This is a genomic window from Calditrichia bacterium (genome assembly GCA_020634975.1).
In the GTDB taxonomy this organism is placed as follows: Bacteria; Calditrichota; Calditrichia; order RBG-13-44-9; family J075; genus JACKAQ01.
Genome location: JACKAQ010000004.1, coordinates 360,991 through 379,475 on the forward strand (window position 1 = coordinate 360,991; position 18,485 = coordinate 379,475).

The 18,485-nt window shown below is 45.7% G+C and carries 24 protein-coding genes; 23 read left to right on the top strand and 1 reads right to left on the bottom strand.

What is annotated here, in order from left to right; all coding sequences use genetic code 11:
• Window positions 1–748 precede the first annotated feature (748 nt).
• The 13 genes from H6629_21455 to H6629_21515 all read left to right on the top strand — a co-directional run bounded on the left by H6629_21455 (window position 749) and on the right by H6629_21515 (window position 7,773).
• A complete protein-coding gene (locus H6629_21455; GenBank protein MCB9070351.1) occupies window positions 749–889 on the top strand; it encodes a hypothetical protein in 141 nt (46 codons plus the stop codon).
• Window positions 890–1,053: 164 nt separating this feature from the next.
• Window positions 1,054–1,473 (top strand): hypothetical protein, encoded by a 420-nt coding sequence (locus tag H6629_21460; GenBank protein MCB9070352.1) that lies wholly within the window; start codon window positions 1,054–1,056, stop codon window positions 1,471–1,473.
• Between the two features lie 29 nt (window positions 1,474–1,502).
• Entirely contained in the window at window positions 1,503–1,877 is a 375-nt protein-coding gene (locus H6629_21465) for a hypothetical protein (protein MCB9070353.1), read from the top strand.
• A gap of 42 nt (window positions 1,878–1,919) precedes the next feature.
• Entirely contained in the window at window positions 1,920–2,234 is a 315-nt protein-coding gene (locus tag H6629_21470) for a hypothetical protein (protein ID MCB9070354.1), read from the top strand.
• On the top strand, window positions 2,224–2,715 hold the full coding sequence (locus H6629_21475) for a hypothetical protein (protein ID MCB9070355.1): 492 nt from the start codon (window positions 2,224–2,226) through the stop codon (window positions 2,713–2,715). The genes H6629_21470 and H6629_21475 overlap by 11 nt, the downstream gene beginning before the upstream one ends.
• Window positions 2,716–2,722: 7 nt before the next feature.
• Window positions 2,723–2,998, top strand: a complete 276-nt coding sequence (locus H6629_21480) for a hypothetical protein (GenBank protein ID MCB9070356.1) — start codon at window positions 2,723–2,725, stop codon at window positions 2,996–2,998.
• An 85-nt stretch (window positions 2,999–3,083) separates the two neighbouring features.
• Window positions 3,084–3,809 (top strand): hypothetical protein, encoded by a 726-nt coding sequence (locus H6629_21485; protein ID MCB9070357.1) that lies wholly within the window; start codon window positions 3,084–3,086, stop codon window positions 3,807–3,809.
• A gap of 22 nt (window positions 3,810–3,831) precedes the next feature.
• Window positions 3,832–4,290: a response regulator gene (locus H6629_21490; GenBank protein ID MCB9070358.1), complete on the top strand. Its 459-nt coding sequence runs from the start codon at window positions 3,832–3,834 to the stop codon at window positions 4,288–4,290.
• A gap of 141 nt (window positions 4,291–4,431) precedes the next feature.
• Window positions 4,432–4,632, top strand: a complete 201-nt coding sequence (locus tag H6629_21495; protein ID MCB9070359.1) for a helix-turn-helix transcriptional regulator — start codon at window positions 4,432–4,434, stop codon at window positions 4,630–4,632.
• A gap of 213 nt (window positions 4,633–4,845) precedes the next feature.
• Entirely contained in the window at window positions 4,846–5,193 is a 348-nt protein-coding gene (locus H6629_21500) for a hypothetical protein (protein ID MCB9070360.1), read from the top strand.
• Between the two features lie 70 nt (window positions 5,194–5,263).
• Window positions 5,264–5,998 (top strand): hypothetical protein, encoded by a 735-nt coding sequence (locus H6629_21505; protein MCB9070361.1) that lies wholly within the window; start codon window positions 5,264–5,266, stop codon window positions 5,996–5,998.
• Window positions 5,999–6,384: 386 nt separating this feature from the next.
• The gene (locus H6629_21510) at window positions 6,385–6,699 is read left to right on the top strand and encodes a hypothetical protein (protein ID MCB9070362.1); all 315 of its coding nucleotides are present in this window, start codon (window positions 6,385–6,387) and stop codon (window positions 6,697–6,699) included.
• A gap of 81 nt (window positions 6,700–6,780) precedes the next feature.
• Window positions 6,781–7,773, top strand: coding sequence for a hypothetical protein (locus tag H6629_21515; protein MCB9070363.1), 993 nt, complete (start codon window positions 6,781–6,783; stop codon window positions 7,771–7,773).
• A gap of 242 nt (window positions 7,774–8,015) precedes the next feature.
• On the opposite strand, the gene H6629_21520 is transcribed toward H6629_21515, so the two are convergent.
• Window positions 8,016–8,438, bottom strand: a complete 423-nt coding sequence (locus H6629_21520; GenBank protein ID MCB9070364.1) for a hypothetical protein — start codon at window positions 8,436–8,438, stop codon at window positions 8,016–8,018.
• 1,191 nt (window positions 8,439–9,629) lie between these two features.
• Here H6629_21520 and H6629_21525 point away from each other — a divergent pair.
• From H6629_21525 to H6629_21570, 10 genes are all read left to right on the top strand, one after another.
• A complete protein-coding gene (locus H6629_21525; GenBank protein ID MCB9070365.1) occupies window positions 9,630–9,824 on the top strand; it encodes a hypothetical protein in 195 nt (64 codons plus the stop codon).
• A 34-nt stretch (window positions 9,825–9,858) separates the two neighbouring features.
• Window positions 9,859–10,212, top strand: coding sequence for a hypothetical protein (locus H6629_21530; GenBank protein ID MCB9070366.1), 354 nt, complete (start codon window positions 9,859–9,861; stop codon window positions 10,210–10,212).
• 9 nt (window positions 10,213–10,221) lie between these two features.
• Window positions 10,222–10,668 (top strand): VCBS repeat-containing protein, encoded by a 447-nt coding sequence (locus tag H6629_21535; GenBank protein ID MCB9070367.1) that lies wholly within the window; start codon window positions 10,222–10,224, stop codon window positions 10,666–10,668.
• Window positions 10,669–10,837: 169 nt separating this feature from the next.
• Complete coding sequence (locus H6629_21540) at window positions 10,838–11,275, top strand: T9SS type A sorting domain-containing protein (GenBank protein MCB9070368.1); 438 nt, start codon at window positions 10,838–10,840, stop codon at window positions 11,273–11,275.
• A gap of 440 nt (window positions 11,276–11,715) precedes the next feature.
• Window positions 11,716–12,210 carry a hypothetical protein gene (locus tag H6629_21545; protein MCB9070369.1) on the top strand — a complete coding sequence of 165 codons (495 nt, stop codon included), beginning with the start codon at window positions 11,716–11,718 and terminating at the stop codon, window positions 12,208–12,210.
• 310 nt (window positions 12,211–12,520) lie between these two features.
• Window positions 12,521–12,769 carry a hypothetical protein gene (locus H6629_21550; GenBank protein ID MCB9070370.1) on the top strand — a complete coding sequence of 83 codons (249 nt, stop codon included), beginning with the start codon at window positions 12,521–12,523 and terminating at the stop codon, window positions 12,767–12,769.
• Complete coding sequence (locus H6629_21555) at window positions 12,723–12,992, top strand: T9SS type A sorting domain-containing protein (protein ID MCB9070371.1); 270 nt, start codon at window positions 12,723–12,725, stop codon at window positions 12,990–12,992. Before H6629_21550 ends, H6629_21555 begins: the two co-directional genes overlap by 47 nt.
• A 616-nt stretch (window positions 12,993–13,608) precedes the next feature.
• Window positions 13,609–14,877, top strand: coding sequence for a hypothetical protein (locus H6629_21560; protein ID MCB9070372.1), 1,269 nt, complete (start codon window positions 13,609–13,611; stop codon window positions 14,875–14,877).
• A 234-nt stretch (window positions 14,878–15,111) separates the two neighbouring features.
• Window positions 15,112–17,619: a zinc metalloprotease gene (locus H6629_21565; protein ID MCB9070373.1), complete on the top strand. Its 2,508-nt coding sequence runs from the start codon at window positions 15,112–15,114 to the stop codon at window positions 17,617–17,619.
• Between the two features lie 190 nt (window positions 17,620–17,809).
• A complete protein-coding gene (locus H6629_21570; GenBank protein MCB9070374.1) occupies window positions 17,810–18,451 on the top strand; it encodes a hypothetical protein in 642 nt (213 codons plus the stop codon).
• Window positions 18,452–18,485: the final 34 nt, after the last annotated feature.

Below are 18,485 nucleotides of genomic sequence, written 5' to 3' on the forward strand. Positions count from 1 at the left end.
AACCGGGAAAAATTTTAGTCGATGCACTTTTGAAACGGTGGAATATTGAAATCTGGCCAATTAACGATCGTTGCCCATTTTAGCCACAGAGCTACGCGGTGCGCTGCGTTCTCTGAGGAAAAAATGATGATGGAATCCGCAAATGTGTTGAAAAGTCACATAATTTTTATGTCTTACGACTATTTTTTTCACATTTGTTGCAAAATGGTGCACTTATGCCAATATCATCAGCGTGTTTGCCGGTTTACTTTGCATTCGTGATACCATTTTTTGCACCATTGTCGCGATATTCCACAGGCTTGTCGCAACAATCCACAGCATAAGCGGAAAATGGTGTATCTGTATTGCAATATTTTGTGTGAATGTCGTAAAATTCGACAGGCTTGCCAAAAGCGAAAAGTCAATAACCATTTATTCTTAGGGTGTTTGTTTGGCGCGACAAAATGCCTCGATTTTACTGATTTTTATTAACCCAACATTTGACTTCAATAATAAATATAGATATTGAATCTTCATAATATACACGCTAACTTTCAATCGTCATCGCAAAAAAGTTTCCTTCATATAATGCTATCGCTAAAAAAATTAGAGGCCGTTATATGAATTTGCTTCTTGTAAAATGCCTTCGGCTAAACCACCTGATCATTTTTCTACTGGTTTTATTTTGTGTATCAGTGAAAGCATTGGATCCCCAGAAACGGATTACCCAGTATGATATAAAATTTACCGCAGCAGCGATGGCCTGCCCATGAATACATTAAATTTTGTTGTTCCGGGACCCAATGGCTATATCTGGATCGGTTCACAAGAGGGGTTGGTAAGGTTTGACGGCAAGCGTTTTGTTTCTGTTGATGACATTTACGGCACGCAAATATCCGGACATCCGTAACTACTATGGCGGTTGATAAGAGGGGAATTATTGGATACTTTCACCCGGAATGGGCGTTTATATCATAAACGCCGAAATGTTATTTTTGATAAACAACCGTTTCCACCCGACTCTCGATTTTATTTCTCTCAGAGGACATTAAGCACATCATCGGCAACGGAAGCTTGTATCAGTGGACCGGAAATCATTTCGAAATAAGCAACAAATATGGCATTGATAACACAACTCGGCTGAATAACATTGTCGATGATGATGGAGGAAATACCTATTTTAAAGAAACAAACGGCGCATTGAAAATCTGGAACGGAGCCACCGTTGTGGAAATTAGCACCGATGCGCCACTCATCTCATTTCATAAATTTCCTTCCGGTGACATCATTTGTAAATCTACAAATCGAAAATTCTATGTTATTGAAAACCAACACCTTAAACCGTATCGTTTTGATAAATATTCCCCGCAAACAGACTGGACATCAAATCTTTTCGATGCAACATATTATAGCGAAGACAAAGAAAAAAATCTTTGGTTTTTAACAAATCAATATGGTATCGGAAGGCTAAGCAGGGGAAAATTGAATATCTGACTGCCGGTAAGGGGCTGCCCGGTGATAATATGTCATTTGTCAACATCGGCGAAGACCACGAGGGCAATTTATGGGCTGCCAGCGGTATGGGATTGATCAAGATTTCCGAAACCAAGTTCAGTGCGTATGGCTTGACAGAAGGCATACATGGAGGCGGCTCATCGATTTGTGCCGATGATGAAGGCAATGTTTGGTCAGGGTTAACCGATCATATTGTTGATAAATATGACGGAACAAGATTTGTTGGGCAAAAGGCTTACCAAAAATTGTTGATTTGGCGAAAAACAGTATTTTTCCATCGGAAGATGGTGTATGGATCGGTTTGCGAAGTGAAAAACTGGCACATTATTCATACGGAGATGTTGAAATATTTGACTTACCAAAATATGCAACCAGTAATATAAATGATGAATATCGATGGAGTCAGCCTTTAACAATAGCGACAGATGATAATAATACGGTATGGACCGCATACAACATTTGGGAAAATTTTAGCATTTACAGACAGACATTTCACAAATATTATTTCATTAGATAGAAAATATCACATTCGTTCACTACTTAAATCCCGTGATGGTGACATTTGGGTAGGTGGCGACGGACCAACCTTAGGGAAAATTGTCAATAACGAATTTGTGCCCGTCGAAAACATAGACATGAATGATCGGCTGTTTCCGGAATCTGTTTTGGCGCTTTACGAAGATGCCGATGGCGTTCTGTGGGCGGCACAGAATATCGTGGCTGATCCGAATGGAGAATGATAAAACTACCTGGTTTTCAACCAGAGACGCTCTGTATTCCGACCGCATCTATTCTGTTCTGGAAGACAATTCCGGGCGATTGTGGTTTAGTTCTAACAAAGGAATATTTTGTGTTGAAAAACAGCAATTAAACAGAATAGCCGCCACAGGTCAACGTGAACCGCTGAATTGCCGGGTGTTTAACCATTTGGACGGTATGCGACAGGCAGAATGTAACGGGCGGCGGCAGCCGGTTGCCTGGAAAGCGCCGGATGGTAGATTTTGGTATGTGACGGTGATAGGGGCAGTAAGTATTCACCCGGACAGTTTTACACCAATCCGGTGCCGCCGCCGGTTTATGTGGAACGATTTATCACAAATGGTCATCCGGGACGATTTATTTTGCCCGGAGAAAATGAAATGCAACTATCTGCTCACCACCGCGATTTGGAAATTGAATACACAGCACTCAGCTTTTCAGTGCCGGAGCGAGTGTCTTTAAATACCAATTGGAAGGCTACGACAACAACTGGATCGACGCCGGTAACCGGCGCTCGGCATTTTACACAAATCTGCCGCGCGGCGAATACACCTTCCGGGTAAAAGCCTGCAACAACGATGGCGTGTGGAATGAAACCGGCGCAGCGATAACATTTACCATCCCGCCGGTCTGGTTTGAAACGTGGTGGGCAAAAGCTTCTTCGGTATCCTGGCGATGTCCGCTTTGGTGTTGGCAAGCCGGATGTATATCCGCAAAAACCTGGACCGTCAACGTATGCGATTGAAAGCAGAGCAAGCCACCCGGCTGGAACAACTGGATGGCATGAAAACCCGGTTTTTGCTAATATTTCCCACGAATTCCGGACACCCTTGACGCTGATTTTGGGACCGTTAGAACAATTCCTGGCTGGCAAAACACCATCAAATCCGGAAAATGAATACAGGATCATGCATCGCAACGCCCGGCGATTGCAAGGGTTGATTAACCAGTTGCTGGATTTATCCAAGCTAGATGCGGGCGGTTTGAAATTGCAGGCGCAACCCACGGCAATCGGGCAATCGCTGAAAACCTTGTGCCATTCATTTCTCTCCCATGCGGAACAATTGGGCGTCCGGCTAATGCTGGATTTTCCGGAAACGGATCAAATTGTTTATCTCGACCGAGAAAAATTTGAAAAAATCCTGACCAACATACTTTCCAACGCATTCAAATTTACACCAAAAGGCGGGGTTGTGCAGGTTCGGCTGATGCTGCAACAGCAGCAATTTATTGGACATTCCGGCGGTGAAGGGGATACTGTCAAAATCGAAATTTCCGATAGCGGCATCGGTATTATGCCGGAACAATTACCGCACATATTTGACCGGTTTTATCAGGCGGATGGTGGGCAAACCCGGGTTCAGGAAGGCAGCGGCATCGGGCTGGCGCTGGCGCGGGAACTGGTCGAATTGCATCACGGCGACATTCGGGTTGCCAGCGAACCGGGCAAGGGCACAACCTTTTCCATCAAACTGCCAACCGGAAAATTGCATTTGCAGGATGAAGAAATTATCAGTGAAGATCTCCCGAAGTTCATGATTTTCAACCGACGGTAAGGGACATTTTGCAGCAGAAAAAGTGGCTGCAAGTTCAACAACCAATCCGGTTGTATCTGAATCTGCGCCGCTGGTGCTCATTGTTGAAGACAACGCCGACTTGCGATACTATTTGCGCAGCCAGTTGAGCGACAACTACCGGATTGCCGAGGCAGAAAACGGGAAAAAAGGCGTCGCATTGGCGCAGGAATACATGCCCGATCTGGTGATCAGCGATGTGATGATGCCGGAAACAGACGGTTTTGAGCTGTGTCATCAGCTAAAAACGGACGAACGCACCTGCCACATTCCGGTAATTCTGCTCACTGCGCTGGCATCGCCGGAAAACAAACTGGCGGGATTGGACAACCGGGCAGATGATTACATTATCAAGCCGTTTATGCGGATGAATTGCGAGTGCGGACTCGCAATCTCATCGACAATCGCGAAATGCTCCGGCAGCGGTTCCGCGCTGCATCCGGCATTCAGCCGGCAACTGTGACGGTCACCCGTCACGATGAAGCATTTTGAAAAAAGCACTGTCTGTAGTGGAAGCACATCTGGCAGATCAGCGCTTTTCGCTGGACGACTTTGCCGGTGAAATGGCTGGAGTGCCAAAACCCTGCAGCGCAAAATAAAGGCGTTGACCGGCTTTACGGCGCATGAATTTATTTACGATATCCGTTTGAAAACCGCCGCACAACTCCTCCGGGAAAGCGATGAAACAGTAACCACCATTGCTATCGATACCGGTTTTTCGAGCCCCGGACATCTGGCAAAATTGTTTCGAAAACGCTTCGGGATGTCCCCGTCTGTTTATCGTTCAGTTAACACACCCACCTAAAAAATTTCGGCACACTTTTTATTGGTTTTTTGCCCGGGTTTGTCCTGTGTGGTACAAACAATTGTCCGTCAGGTATTCGCAACCATCACCTCAAATTTATTATCTTTCAGCCGTTGTTACCATACATCAAAGTTCTCAATAACCAAATTGTTTGCGGACATAATCGCTTCCGCGAAACAGATGTTTCATTAACCACACAAAAGGAGGTTTCTTATGAAACGTTGGTTGATTGTAATCGGTTTGATTGGTTTCACAGTGTTGCAGGGCTGTGTTGAGGATAAAATGCCGTTGAAACAGTCGGATATTATCGATCTGGAAAGTGAGGATGACAATGTCTATCAACTTGAGATGCAGGATCGATACGATGATGCGTTTTTCAGCGAGAACACGTTGTATAAAACTGTGACCATTCCGGCAGGCTCCAACGATGCCCTGCAAACTGCGATCGACGCCGTTGGTGAAAAAGGCACTGTCCGGCTGGCAGCAGGAATGCACACGGAATCCGGCACGGTGATGATTACCCATCCGTACGCATTCTCGGCGAGCCTGGTGCCGTTGTAAGATTTGACAGCGATGCTTTTGTTAATGTGGGAGAGATTCAGGCGGTTTTTACATCAAAGATACTTACCGGGTGCTGATTGACAATCTGGAAATCCGCCCGGTGGGATCCATCGGCGGCACCGCTCTGCTCATCCAGGACAGCTATCGACCCCGCATCCAGAATTGCAAATTTTACGATTTTGAATTTACCATTCTCATCGAAGAAGGCAACGATACCCGGCTGTATGACAATTTTATTTCCGCAACGCCTGAATGGATGACCAATCTTTTGAGGTTTTGCCATCACCAATATCAACGGCGATCGTGTCCGTATCGAAGGCAATACGATCACGAATGCATTCTTTGGTGTCTGGGCTGCGATAAAAACGGGCGGTTTAATAACAATGAGCTGTTTAACAATTATATCGGGTTGATATTGTGCAACGTGCCGCCCAATAATTTTCCGCTGCCGGACGGCACGCTAGCCGGATCGTTGACCCCGGCTGAAAGCTGGCGAGTGAAAGGAAATAATTCCCATGATAATTTTGATGCCGGCTATCTGGTGATTGACGGTGCAAACCATAACCGTTTGACCAATAACGCCGCCAACAACAACGGCACTTATGACATTGAATTGGTCAGCGATTCGTGCGTTTCGGGTTTTAACCCCACATCCTATGAAAACGTGGTGATCACCAACCAATACCCAGATATCATCATCAAGGACTGTGGCATAGACAATCTCATCAAAGACAATCTGGGAAACCTGGTTGATAACAACGCAGATCCCTGTTTTAACAAGATTATAATGCGCAAAAAGTTTTGAGATGTAACACTATCTCATAGGATGGGAGCAACCCTCGCCAATGTCATTTGGGCGGGGGTTGTTTTTTTGCTTTAGTCCACATTCTATAAAATATATCCTCTTTTATTAATGAATGTCCTTAACGTATCCTTTATTGACCCACATGTATTAGCCAAAATCGGTGATGATTAATTAATTTATTCACGAATCATCAATCGTTTTTACCGGATCCGTCAAACTGGGTTTTGGCGACATCACATACAGCAGATGATGGTTCAGTAAATATACTGTCAAAATTGTTCATAGAAAGATATCAACTCACTCACAGATGTAATAAATCATGTTATCTGAAACGCAAAATCTCTGGAGGTTTTTATGAAATCCTTACGTTTAGTGATGATTGTGTGTTGTGTTTTTGGTTTCTGAACAGTTGCGACCGGGAAATTGCTGTTGCACCGGCGCCCGAGATTGCCATAGCCGAAAGCGAGTTGAGCGATGTAAATGGCTCTGCAAACCTCGCGATGGAAGTGGTCAACAGCTTCAACTGGCAGGTTGAAATGGACGACGAAGTCAGTCTGCAGGTAGATGTTGCGCTGGAGAAAAAAGGCAAGGGCGGAATGAAAGGATTTGATCGCATTCCCATCGATGACGACATCGTGCACTATCGCATAAATATCCAGGTTACCCCGGTCAGTATGATGTTATCGGTTTGCACCGGGTAGTAAAAGAATCGCGGAAAAATCATCCCATCAAAACTAAAAGGACCTTTTTACCAGCATGGCGATGCCAAAGATTTTGCAGGTATGATGCTGCCGGGCACGCTGTCGCCGAACACGCCGGACGATTTCGGGCTGGCGGTGTATCTCGCCAAAAAGAATGTGGATGTCTGGGGCATCGATCAGGCCTGGACACTGGTGCCGGAGGGCGAAACCAATTTCGATTTTATGGCGGATTGGGGCATTCAGCGGCAGGTGGATGATTTGAACACGGCTATTTCCGTTGCACGATTTGTCCGCGCGATAACCGGGAACGGTGTCCGGAAAATGATCCTTTGCGGATACAGCAGCGGCGTCGCCACCGGATATGCCTTGTTGAATCAGGAAACCCAGTTGCACCGTAGGTGCCGTCAGGTTAGCGGATACATACCGGTTGATCTTGCGATTCTCGCAGAAGACGGCTCATACTGGCAGCAGGTATTTGAGGCTGATTATTATTTGGAGATGGATTTGATCAACAACGGCATTTATCAACTGGACATCCCTTTCAAGCCAGTCGGGTTTCTCGCACGGACAGATCCGGACGGCGCTTCGCCGATTTTCCCGGGATTTACCAATCTCCAGGTGTCGTTGTTTTACGGTGGCGGACAGGTTTTTGGGGATGGTGTAAATTTCCATTATCTCGGCAACTATCTTGACAACGGATTCCCTGCGGCGTTCAGGTTTATTTCCAATGAAAAATGGTATGATTTTCTCGAATCCGCCCCGCCATTTGAGCCGGTTCTGTTTATCGCAGAATATGATGCGTTGATTTCCGGCGTCATCGATTTGCCATTCGATGATCATTTTGCCGAAATCAAGGTCCCGATTTTTAACGTGGGTGCCGGAGGCGGTTTTGGGGAAGATATCATTTACGGCACAACCTTTCTTGGCAGCACAGATATCACCCATCACATTGCGAGCATAAACGGGCTGGACCCGCTGGAAGACTTCGGTCATATTGATATTTTCACCGCAAGCGAAGCCAAACATCTGGCGTGGAAACCAATTTATAACTGGATCAAAAGCCATAGCCATTGATTTTAAAGGAGATGGATGGAGAAATTCTTTCACTCGGCTACTGCCAAAGCAGTTTAAATAATAAAAGCTGCAATAAGATTGGACAATAAGTTCTTGCGAGTTTCGAGTTATGTCCGTCCCGATTTTATTGGGATAATCGGGCATCAAAATGTTGAAAATAAATGGATGCCCGATATCCATTCATTACAAATAAACCCCGTAACCGTTAATGTTACGGGGTTTATTGATCCGGTATCTCAAACTCAGGAAATCCACCCCAGCTTCAGTGCTTTACGGCTGAGCAGCACCAGACCAATGGCTACCAACAACACGACGCCCTGCATGACATAAACAACAGGGCCAGCCATTGCAGCCGCATTGCTCATTCCAAACAAAGCAATATCCTGAACAACAACCCCGGCGAGAGAGAGCATCAGCACCAGATTTGCCCAGCTTTTCCGCAGGATAAGACCCAGGCAACCCAGCGCGCCGCCCCATACGGCAATAGCCGTCGCGCCTACCGCCCATGCTGGGCGAGCGGCATATAATGCCTGTTCGGCCTCACTCATGGCGGCGATGTCCTCAGGCGTTAGCATAACATCGGAGAGGTATGCAAGGCATCCCAATAAATTCCAAATAAATGCTGCAATTGCAACAGGCTTAAACCACTTTGGGGGCGTATTCATCATTGCTTCTCCTATATTTGGGTTTTTCTAAAACGATTGTAATGATAACTTTTAAATGATTAACTGTTGTTATGCGTTGTTAGCCACAGAGGCACAAAGCGCACAGAGATTTTTTACTGTTACTTATTTCACCACGGATTCACACGGATGATCACAGATATTTGTAACAAGTCTTTATATTCAGTTACCGAATAAATCAACTGAGAGTCCGGGCAAACAATATTTGAAAAGTAAAACATAAATGTATTAACTGATGTTACGCACAAGTATCCGATTATCGATAAATTAGCATCCTGAGTAGCCCGCTTCGGGCGTATCGAAGGGTGCGGTCAATCAGTGAAATGCCGCACCCTTTCGATACACGCCTTCGGCGTTACTCAGGATGCTGGTTCCGAGAAGTTTTTGACCAGTGCGTAACATCAGTTATTAATTCATTTGTTCTTTCTGTGATGTCTGTGGCTCTTGCCGAATGCACTACTTCGTGGGTGACAAAAATTGAACAACTGCGTAAAAGCAGTTATTTATCAAAATACTGCCCAATTTAAATATAACATATTGGTAGCTTTTTGCAATTGGTGGGAAGTGCGGGTGTGGAACAGCCAAAAATAGGGATAGCAAAATGTCTTTACCGGAACTTACCCATGTGACATTTATCGTCTTCAATCTTTCGGGAGAAAAAGCTGCGACCCTGATACGGATAATCACAGAGAAATACCACGGCAACCTTTTATAATAAATGCATGTTTTTGCTGATTATAACCTTTTCTTCTTACACCATCATTTAAGATATTTTTAAGAATTTCTGTGCGTCTCTGCGTCTCTTGCCGAAGGCTTTCACTTCGTGGGTGGCTAAAATGCGTAACATCGGTTATTATTTTTCTTGCTTTGTGTGTGTGTGTGTTAATTTCGGCGTCAATCAAAGCATTTTTATTACTGTTTAGCGCATTTTTTCTGTAAAGAGCAGTAATTTGTTTACCCTCAATAATTTAACAAAACATTTTTGCAAGCAGGAGCAAGCCGATGATACGGTATATCATACCCGTTTTGCTTATTTGCCTTCTTATTAGCGCTGCGACGGACGCCCAAACCAGCAGACCCACAGGTGCGGCGGCAAACGCAGGCGCATAAACCACCTGGCAAGCCATAGCCAGCCGTATTCCCGGCGGGTTAGACGCCAGGCGTATTGCCCACTTGGAAGAGGAATGGCAGGTGGCGGAGATAGAGCCCAACCTCCTGAAAATGACCCACAAGCAAACCGGAATAATGAAATACGTGGATATTACCGAGCACCCACCAGAAAACCTGACACCTTCCTCAAGTGAGCAGGTGATTGATCTGATAAATGCCGATACCACGCTGTATAATTGGAAATACAAAAAAAATTAACATGTTCAAAATTGGAAGCCTTGTTGGATACCCGATGGCTATCGGAGACTTCAATAACAATGGCAAACCAGACCTTGCAGGATCGTATTTACCCGGTCAAAGCACGGATCTGGCTGACTGTGCTATTGCTGAGTTACAGGATGACAGCACTTTTGTGATTAAAAGGTTTTACCCGGACACAGTAGAGATTGCTTTAGCAGCCACAGATGTAGATTCTGATGGGCAGCTTGAACTCAATTTTAAATGGATGGCTCAACGTTTTGCTAATATTGAACAGAAAACCTTTGGTGAGTATCCCGACACACTCAATTTTTACACCGGATGTGGGAATTTGGAGGGCAGGTGGCCTCAGAAACATTTACAGACCTTGACAATGACAACTTCATAGATGTGATTTATGCTGGTGACGATTCATTACCACCATGTTGTCGTAAAATATTTGTGGCAGAATACAATCCGGCAATCAATAATTTTGAAAGAAAATTTAGTGTTCGTCCCCAGCCGGATTAGAGCATTTCCGGTTTTGGAGTGGGCGATCTTGACAACGATGGTTTCAAAGGAATTTGCCACCGGCAGCGCATCCTTTCCTGCTCATATTTATATGTGGGAAAACACCGGCAATGATACCTATGAGCAGGTGTATCAAGATACCATGAGCATCTCCAATGCCTATATGACAACCACCACCAACGACATCGACAATAACGGGAAAACAGAGTTATTCCTCGGTGGTAGCAGCTTTTCCGGCGGCGTGCCCATATCACGTATTTATTGGTTTGAGGCGGATGGAAATAATGTTTATCAAAAAGTGAGAACTTTTTACTCGTCGGAACAGAGGTCTTAGGATATACAGCACTCTATACTTATGATGTCAACAGTGATGGTGTAGATGACTTAGTGTTTTCCTTTTCGTTTTCTATTGCAATGCTTGTATGGAATAACACGACAATGGTATTCGATCTTTTTATTATGATTCGTGGGAAAAACTGCGCCAGGAAATTCATAGTATTAATATGTATGACATATTTAATGATGGACAGTTGGATTTATTTGTAAATGTAGTTGATGTCATTACAGCGCCGCGAATTAGAACCTATTTTTATCGACCGAATACTATTTCCGGTATCTCTCCGACCGGGCAGCCTATTGACAATATTAAATTACATCAAAACTATCCCAATCCTTTTAACGGAACTACACGCATTCGTTTTCAATTGCCTGCTCAGGGCATTGTAACATTAACCATTTATGATATTCTCGGAAAGGAGGTGGCACGGTTAATAGATCAGAAATTATATGCGCCTGATAATTATGAAACTGTCTGGAATGGCGCCAACCAAAACGGAAAGGAGGTGAGCAGCGGTATCTATTTCTATGAAGTGAACATTGTTTCTCCAATGGAGCAAAGGGAAGTTTTTAGACAAATCAATAAAATGTTGTTAATCAGGTAACCGAAAGGAAAACATCATGTTACAACGATTGAATTTGTTCGTTTCTATCCTGTTGCTGTCGATGGCTGTCTTCTCCCCCAAAGCAGCAATTGGAATACAGCAATTGATTTAAATGTTTCAGCAGACCGGTATGACCGGGTTGATCTTTATACCGACGCTGACGGCAACCATGTCATTCTCCAGAAATCCAACCAGTTGACATACTATTTATTTGACGCTGAAGGGACCCAAATCCGAACTTCCACCCGGATAACAACGTCGCAGAAACCCCCGGTTAAGTCGTATTGTTGGTTGGGAAGGAGATTTATACATCATCTACAAGGAAGGTGACAAGATCAAAACCCAGAAATCCACCGACGCCGGAGCAAACTGGTCAACTTCGGCTGTTAATGAGATTGAGATGAGTAACAGCATTAGCAATGGTATCGATGCCTGGACGGATGAAGACGGGATTCACCTGGTTTACTCCTATTACAAACAGCAGCGATTCCGACTATGAAACAAAATATCAACGGAATCCTTCTAATCAATCCAGTTGGACAGCAGACAAAGTAGTCACCGATGAATCTGGTGTAAATGGCGGCTTCCCTGGTGTTACCACTTCAAGCAGCCGTGTGCATGTCACCTTTACCGCCGGAGACTGGGATGATCCTGTTGGTAACAGAGATGTAGCCAAAACCCGCGATTTATCCAGCAGCACCTGGCAATCCTCTTATGAACTGTTTGACGATACCGGGTTATCCTGGGTAATTGCCACTTCCGGTTATCTTCACGGCTTTTACTACGATTTTGTGCCCTTTAGGTATGATTTGTACCACAAAACACGCAGCTTAACCGGCACTACATGGTCTGGCTCTTCCTCGCTTATTCTTGTTAACTCCGATCCGAGTGAGCCTATCGGAATGGCTGTTACCAACGACGGAAACTGCACATAACATATTTTGCTGGAGAAGGTGAGTATAGAGAATGGCAGGGTAGTTGGTCCAGCGCCTATACATATACCTCGGATTATACATTTAATCAGAGAATTTCCGCCAACAGCAACGATGTTTACGTAATCTGGATTGACGACGATAACGAAACCCTCAAACTTCGCCAGCGCGATTTCGCGCCGCTAGCGCCTGTAAACCTGGCTCGGTCAATCTCAAGCTCGCACCCGCGCATTGATTGGGATGCGAATGCGGAAGCGGATCTGGATGAATACGAAGTCTGGAAGAAAAAAAAGGCACCGGCAGTTGGGGATTGTTGGCAACCACCGGCAACGATTATTATGTAGATGCCACTGAAAGCGGGGTCAGCTTAAATCCTCAGGTCAATAATATCGAGATCAAATACAAGCTGAAAGCAGTTGATCTTGCAAATAACAAATCAGCTTACTCAAGCGAGGTGACATTTAACCAAAGCGGTGGCGGACTGGACAAAAAAAGGCAACCCAAACGACGATGCTTTGCCAACAGTGTTTGCCCTGGCGCAAAACTACCCGAATCCGTTTAACCCGACAACGTCTATCCGATATGCATTACCGGAAGCGACCCATGTGACATTAACGGTTTACAATCTTTCCGGCGAAAAAGTGGCGACCCTGGTAAATGGCGAGCAGGCAGCGGGTTCATATGATACTGTTTTTGATGCATCCGGACTGCCTTCCGGTGTTTATCTGTATCGCTTAACAACCCCGGTTGTTACCCAAAGCCGTAAAATGATGATACTAAAATAAAAGCCTGCCGTTATTTGGAGAATCCCTGGTTTGAGCGCCCGGAATCTCGGTTACGACAGGCTTTGTTGTGCCATGATTTGAAATATTTACAGCATCAATTTAACCAGAAAAGTAACGATTGGGAATATTTTCTGTAAAAAAATGGATTGACATTACAATTTCCGTAAAACAACCTAACGCCTTCCACCACTGGAAGGCGTTATTGTCCGTATGTTTTCAGTTTATTTTATTATTTTTCTTGCTTTGTGTGTGTCAATTTCAGCCAGTTTCTAAAAGGAAGGGGCGCAACATCGCGCCGGATTTGAAACGGACTTACCGAAGCAATATTACAATTATTCTGTTTTTTATCGTTAGATTGCAACAGTCGTTGCCCGGCTTTGTTTCATTGCCATTTAAACGGATCCGGGATTAATTGCACAAATTCGTGATACGATTAACGCCTGTTTTTTAAAGATTTAGAGACGCTTCGTGAAGCATCTCTACTCTATGAAGCGCCTTTACTCTATGAAGCGTCTCTACAATTTGGGGCAGGATCCATCATTCTTTGCTGCTTACCTGCTCTTTAGATACGCCATTCTTTTTTCTTAAATCTTTTTTCTTTTTTAAGGAAGCAACCATGAAACCCTACCTGCCCATCGCCCTAACCGCCCTGCTGCTCCTGACCGCCGCCTGCAGCAAGAGCAGCACCAATCCGCCCGACCCGCAACTGACGCTTTCCGCCGATACTGGTGTGATCGAAGCCTGGCTGACCATTACCGCGGAAGATGCCGGTGGCACTGAACTGCGGCTCACCCGCGACGGAGTGGAGCGGATGCGCTTCACTGCCGTGGCGGAAACCACCGTGGTGGACACCGGATTGCTGCCCAACCACAGCTACACTTACCGCACGGAACTGCTGCGCAATGGCAAAACCGCTGCCAGCCAAACCCATACCCTGACCACAATGGACACCACCAGCCATGATTTCCAGTGGGAGGTTTTTGAATTCCCCAGCCCCTACGGCAGCGGAGTGTTGCGGGATGTTGCCATTATAGATGAGGACGACATCTGGGCAGTAGGCGAGATTTACAGCTACAGAGCCCAGCCCTGGCTGCCCTACAATGCCCTGCATTGGGACGGGCAGCAGTGGGCGTTGATGCGGATAAAAACCAACGCCTGCGGCGGTGTGGATTACCCGCCGATAGAAACCGTTTTTGCCTTTTCCGCCAATGACGTGCTATTTGCCCATATTGACGGAAGTATTACTCGCTTTGATGGCGTAACCTTCGTCAACGATTGCAGCCTCATTACCCAACTAAATGGTTCTGCAAGAAAAATGTGGGGGCGATCTAGTAATGATTTATATGTTGTTAGTAGCAACGGGTTTATTGCCCACTATGACGGAGCGAACTGGCAGCGGATCGAAAGCGGAACAGCGTTGCCGATCAATGACGTATGGGGATCAGAAAATGAAACAACCAGTGAATGGGAGATATTGTGTATTGCCTCGAATCAATTTACTAATCAAGGGAAACAGCTTCTTCGTATAAATAATGAGGGTGTGACCCAGCTACCGGATAGCGGTTTATCCTGGGCATTGAATACGGTTTGGCACATCTCAGGGCGTAAGTATTTTATCGGGGGAGATGGATTGTATCACTCCCGCACTGTTAGTTCCGTCTGGCGCCGGGATGAGTCCTTTCCGCCATACTACAAAACCGCTGTAAGAGGAAGTGATTTAAATGATATTGTTGTCGTCGGATTCCGGTTGATGTGGTACTGGAATGGTCTTCGGTGGCACAACCTGCGTCAGGCATATATGCCTGAGGTATTTTCAGGGGTTGATATAAGGAAAAACATGCTGATCGCACTCGGTGGCACTGTTGTCGTCATCGGCAGAAGGTAAAAGACACATACATTTTTAAGAAAGTAAGGTTTTAAATGGGACCCACACGCTCTCCGCCTATAAGTTAGAATCATTGATAAAAGTGACGCCAGTGCAGCAACACCGGCGCCAATGAGAAGACAAACAAAACGCCTGATGTTCCGCCACTAATGTGGAATACGCGTTTTTGTTTGCCAAACGCAAAATAACCAACTTTGGTTTGTGTATCAAGCAAATTACGAAGGAGAAATATACATGTATCAATATATGAGAATTCACGGGTTAATGATTTTAGTTATATTTTTATTGAACTTAACACCCCTAATGGCGCAGCAAGGATACAACGGAGACGCCGATGGTATCCTACGCTGCACAATCCCTGAAACTCCAAAAGAAAAACAACTTCTGTTACGGAAATCCCATAAAGAATGGCTGCTGACGGGGAATTCTCCGAATACTTCAATTATCACAATTCCGGTTGCCTTTCACGTTATCCGTTACTCAGACGGCACTGCAAATGTTACAGATCAGCAAATAAATGATCAAATTGTTGTACTGAACTCAAGCTATGCCAACACCAATTTCAGATTCAGTCTTCACAGCATAGAGCGAGTCAACAACAATTCATGGGTAGACGCGACTTATGGTTCTTCTGCCGAAGGAGAGATGAAAGCATCTCTTGCCATTGATCCGGCACATGTTTTGAATTTTTACACAAACGATCTGCCTGGCACAGGGTTAGGGTATGCCCGATTCCCGTGGGATTTTCTGGAAAATAACCACATGCACGGTGTTGTCTGCGATTACGCAAGCCTGCCGGGTGGTACTTATATCAATTATAATGAAGGTGATACAGGTGTCCATGAAATTGGGCATTACCTTGGTTTGTGGCATACCTTTCAAGGCGGTTGCGATGCACCCGGAGATGAAGTAAACGACACACCCTATGAAGACTCTCCTGCCTCTGGATGTCCGACAGGCAGGAATACTTGTCCGGACCCGGGCGACGATCCGATTCATAATTTCATGGACTATTCTTATGATTCCTGTATGGATCATCTTACCCCAGGTCAGTCAGACAGAATAGATGTTATAATGCCTCAGTATCGTCCATCAATGTTTATTGTTCAGGTTACACAGGTTACGGTTGATCAACGTCGCGAATCAGGTCAGTTATTGACAGGTACGCAGGTTGCCCGTTGGGAAGGTTCCGGTTTTGTCAACTATACAATTCCAATCCCGTCTTTCAATTTCCCCACCGGTTCATTCGAATTTCTCAGAGGAAAGCAGGACTTGATCAACACTCCAACAGAAAAGTATAACCGCTGGGTAAAAAATTTGATCAGTGATGATCCTGATGTGACGAACCACCACATATTCGAGATCACTTCGGATATAAGTACTCTTACCTCGCGTTTCAAACCCACCTACTCCGGCATCACCCTGCAAAACAACTTCCTGAGCACTACGGGCGCGAACCCGGCTGGTGACGAAATCGCCTTCAAGGATCCCTGGCTGATCGATTATGCTGACCCGTTTTTTAGCAACAACCAGCGCAATCGCGGCATGAAGGATAGCGGTCCGGATGCGTTGATATTCAAAAACCGCCCCTCACCGTTTTACCCGGATTATTCCACCGGTTACAACGGGGATGTCTATCAGGGCGTGTTTTTGAATCAACCCTACACGGGAATTAACCCCGTCTATTACTCCGTGCAAGCCATCGACGCCCAGCAACTCACCGTCAACAGCAAAGCCACGATATGGGACTGGGCCGGCTGGAAATACGACCCGTTGGAAATCGATCTGGAAAGCCCTACCAGCAAAACCACTGCCGTGGTATTCAAAACCGCCAACTGCACCCTCACCGCCAACATGAAAGGGCGGCGGGTATCCGACAAACCGGAAGCCACCTTCGCCAATAACAGCAGCAAACTCACCCGCCACTGGGCAGACGCAATAACGCAGAAACCCTGGCTGGTCTATGAAGACCGGGGCAATATTTATACTGCCGAACAGGATGCCGGCAGCAACTGGCTGAAAGATGTAAGAATAGCTGCCGCTTCCAGTTCAACAAGCCACCATCATCCCGCAGTATCGTATCTGTATGAAGTTTCCGGCAGCCAATCCGATCAAAGGGTAGTGGTGTGGGAAAGCCTGGACATCAATAACGGTACTTATGATTTGCATACCACCACGGGTAGCCCGGGCGATTGGACGGCACCCGATGAACCGTTACACGCCTCGGTTGCAGGCTATCGCCAGTTTACCGCGCCATCCCAAACCGAAAACGCATACAGCACCGCGGCAGTGGCATTCCGGGGTGGCGGGATAATACCCAAAGCTTCCACCGAAACGTCATCCGGTATTTCTCTCTGGTTTACCTATGACGACTATACAGCCAACGTCACTACCAATTCTTCGGCAGATTTCCCGACCATCGACAACCGCGAATATCCAACGACACTTAATTTCCGGGAACCGCATTACATGCTGGCCTGGCACGAAAACACCGGGATCCAGTATCGTGAGGTTGAGCGGAGAAATGACCAGGGAGCCCCCGGATACAGTGGCGCAACGCTGCTTAATTCGGGTATCCAGGATTTGACAAACAACCTGTATCCGTCCATTTGTGCAAACCCGGAAAATGATGTTGATGAAGTGACCGGAGATTGTATTTCCAGCAGGTTTTCCATAAGGCGCTCGTTAGAATGTCTGCGGGCGTCTATTTCTTTATGTCAAACGTATGACAATAATGTATAAATTTGTGCTATGGAAAAGAAAATCCAATGTTACAGCGACTGTTCCCATTCGTTTATATAATGCTTATTCCACCCTATTTCAATTCAAACTGAATCCCCAAAAACTTTTCCTAAAGTTCAAGCCTTCTTAACCGAAACATAAAACAACAAATAACGAGAGATGCCAAATGAACCAACAAGGAGGTAGTGACATGGCAAGAAAAAACAAATCCATTGAACAATTATTCCACAAAATCCAGATCCTGGTGGATAACATCGAAGCCAACGATGCCATCAAAGCTGCGCTGGCCACGCGCGGTATAACCGCCGAACGGGTGACCGCCTTTAAGGAACAGTTCAATGTCGGCAAAGTGCAATACGAAACTCAGATCAGCAATTATTCCGGTAAAAAAGGCTTTAGCCTGCAATTCCGGGAAAAATTGAATCAGACCCGCAAAACCTACTCCGACGATGTGGAAATTGCCCGGATAGCCCTGGAAGATTCACCGGAATTTCTGGAATTGCTCGACCTGTATGGCTCGCGCGATGTAACGCTGGCCGGCGGGTTTGCCCAAATGGGGCGCTTTTACCAAAATGCCCTGGACAATGCCGATGTTAAAACAAAGCTGGCGGCATTCGGTTTAACCGAAGTGCAATTGCAGGCCGGGTTGACCAACCTGAACGCTGCGATAACCGCCAATTCCAAAATTCACGATGCCGCAGGCGATGCAGAGCAGTCCACCCAGAAGCGTAACGCTGTCGTAGCTGCATTGGGAAAAGAACGCAGCCGCATTCTCAAAATTGCCGGTGTCGCGTTGAAAGACCAGCCGGAATTGCTGGAAAAGCTTAAATAACTGATGTTAGGCATTAACTGTTTTGCCACGGAGA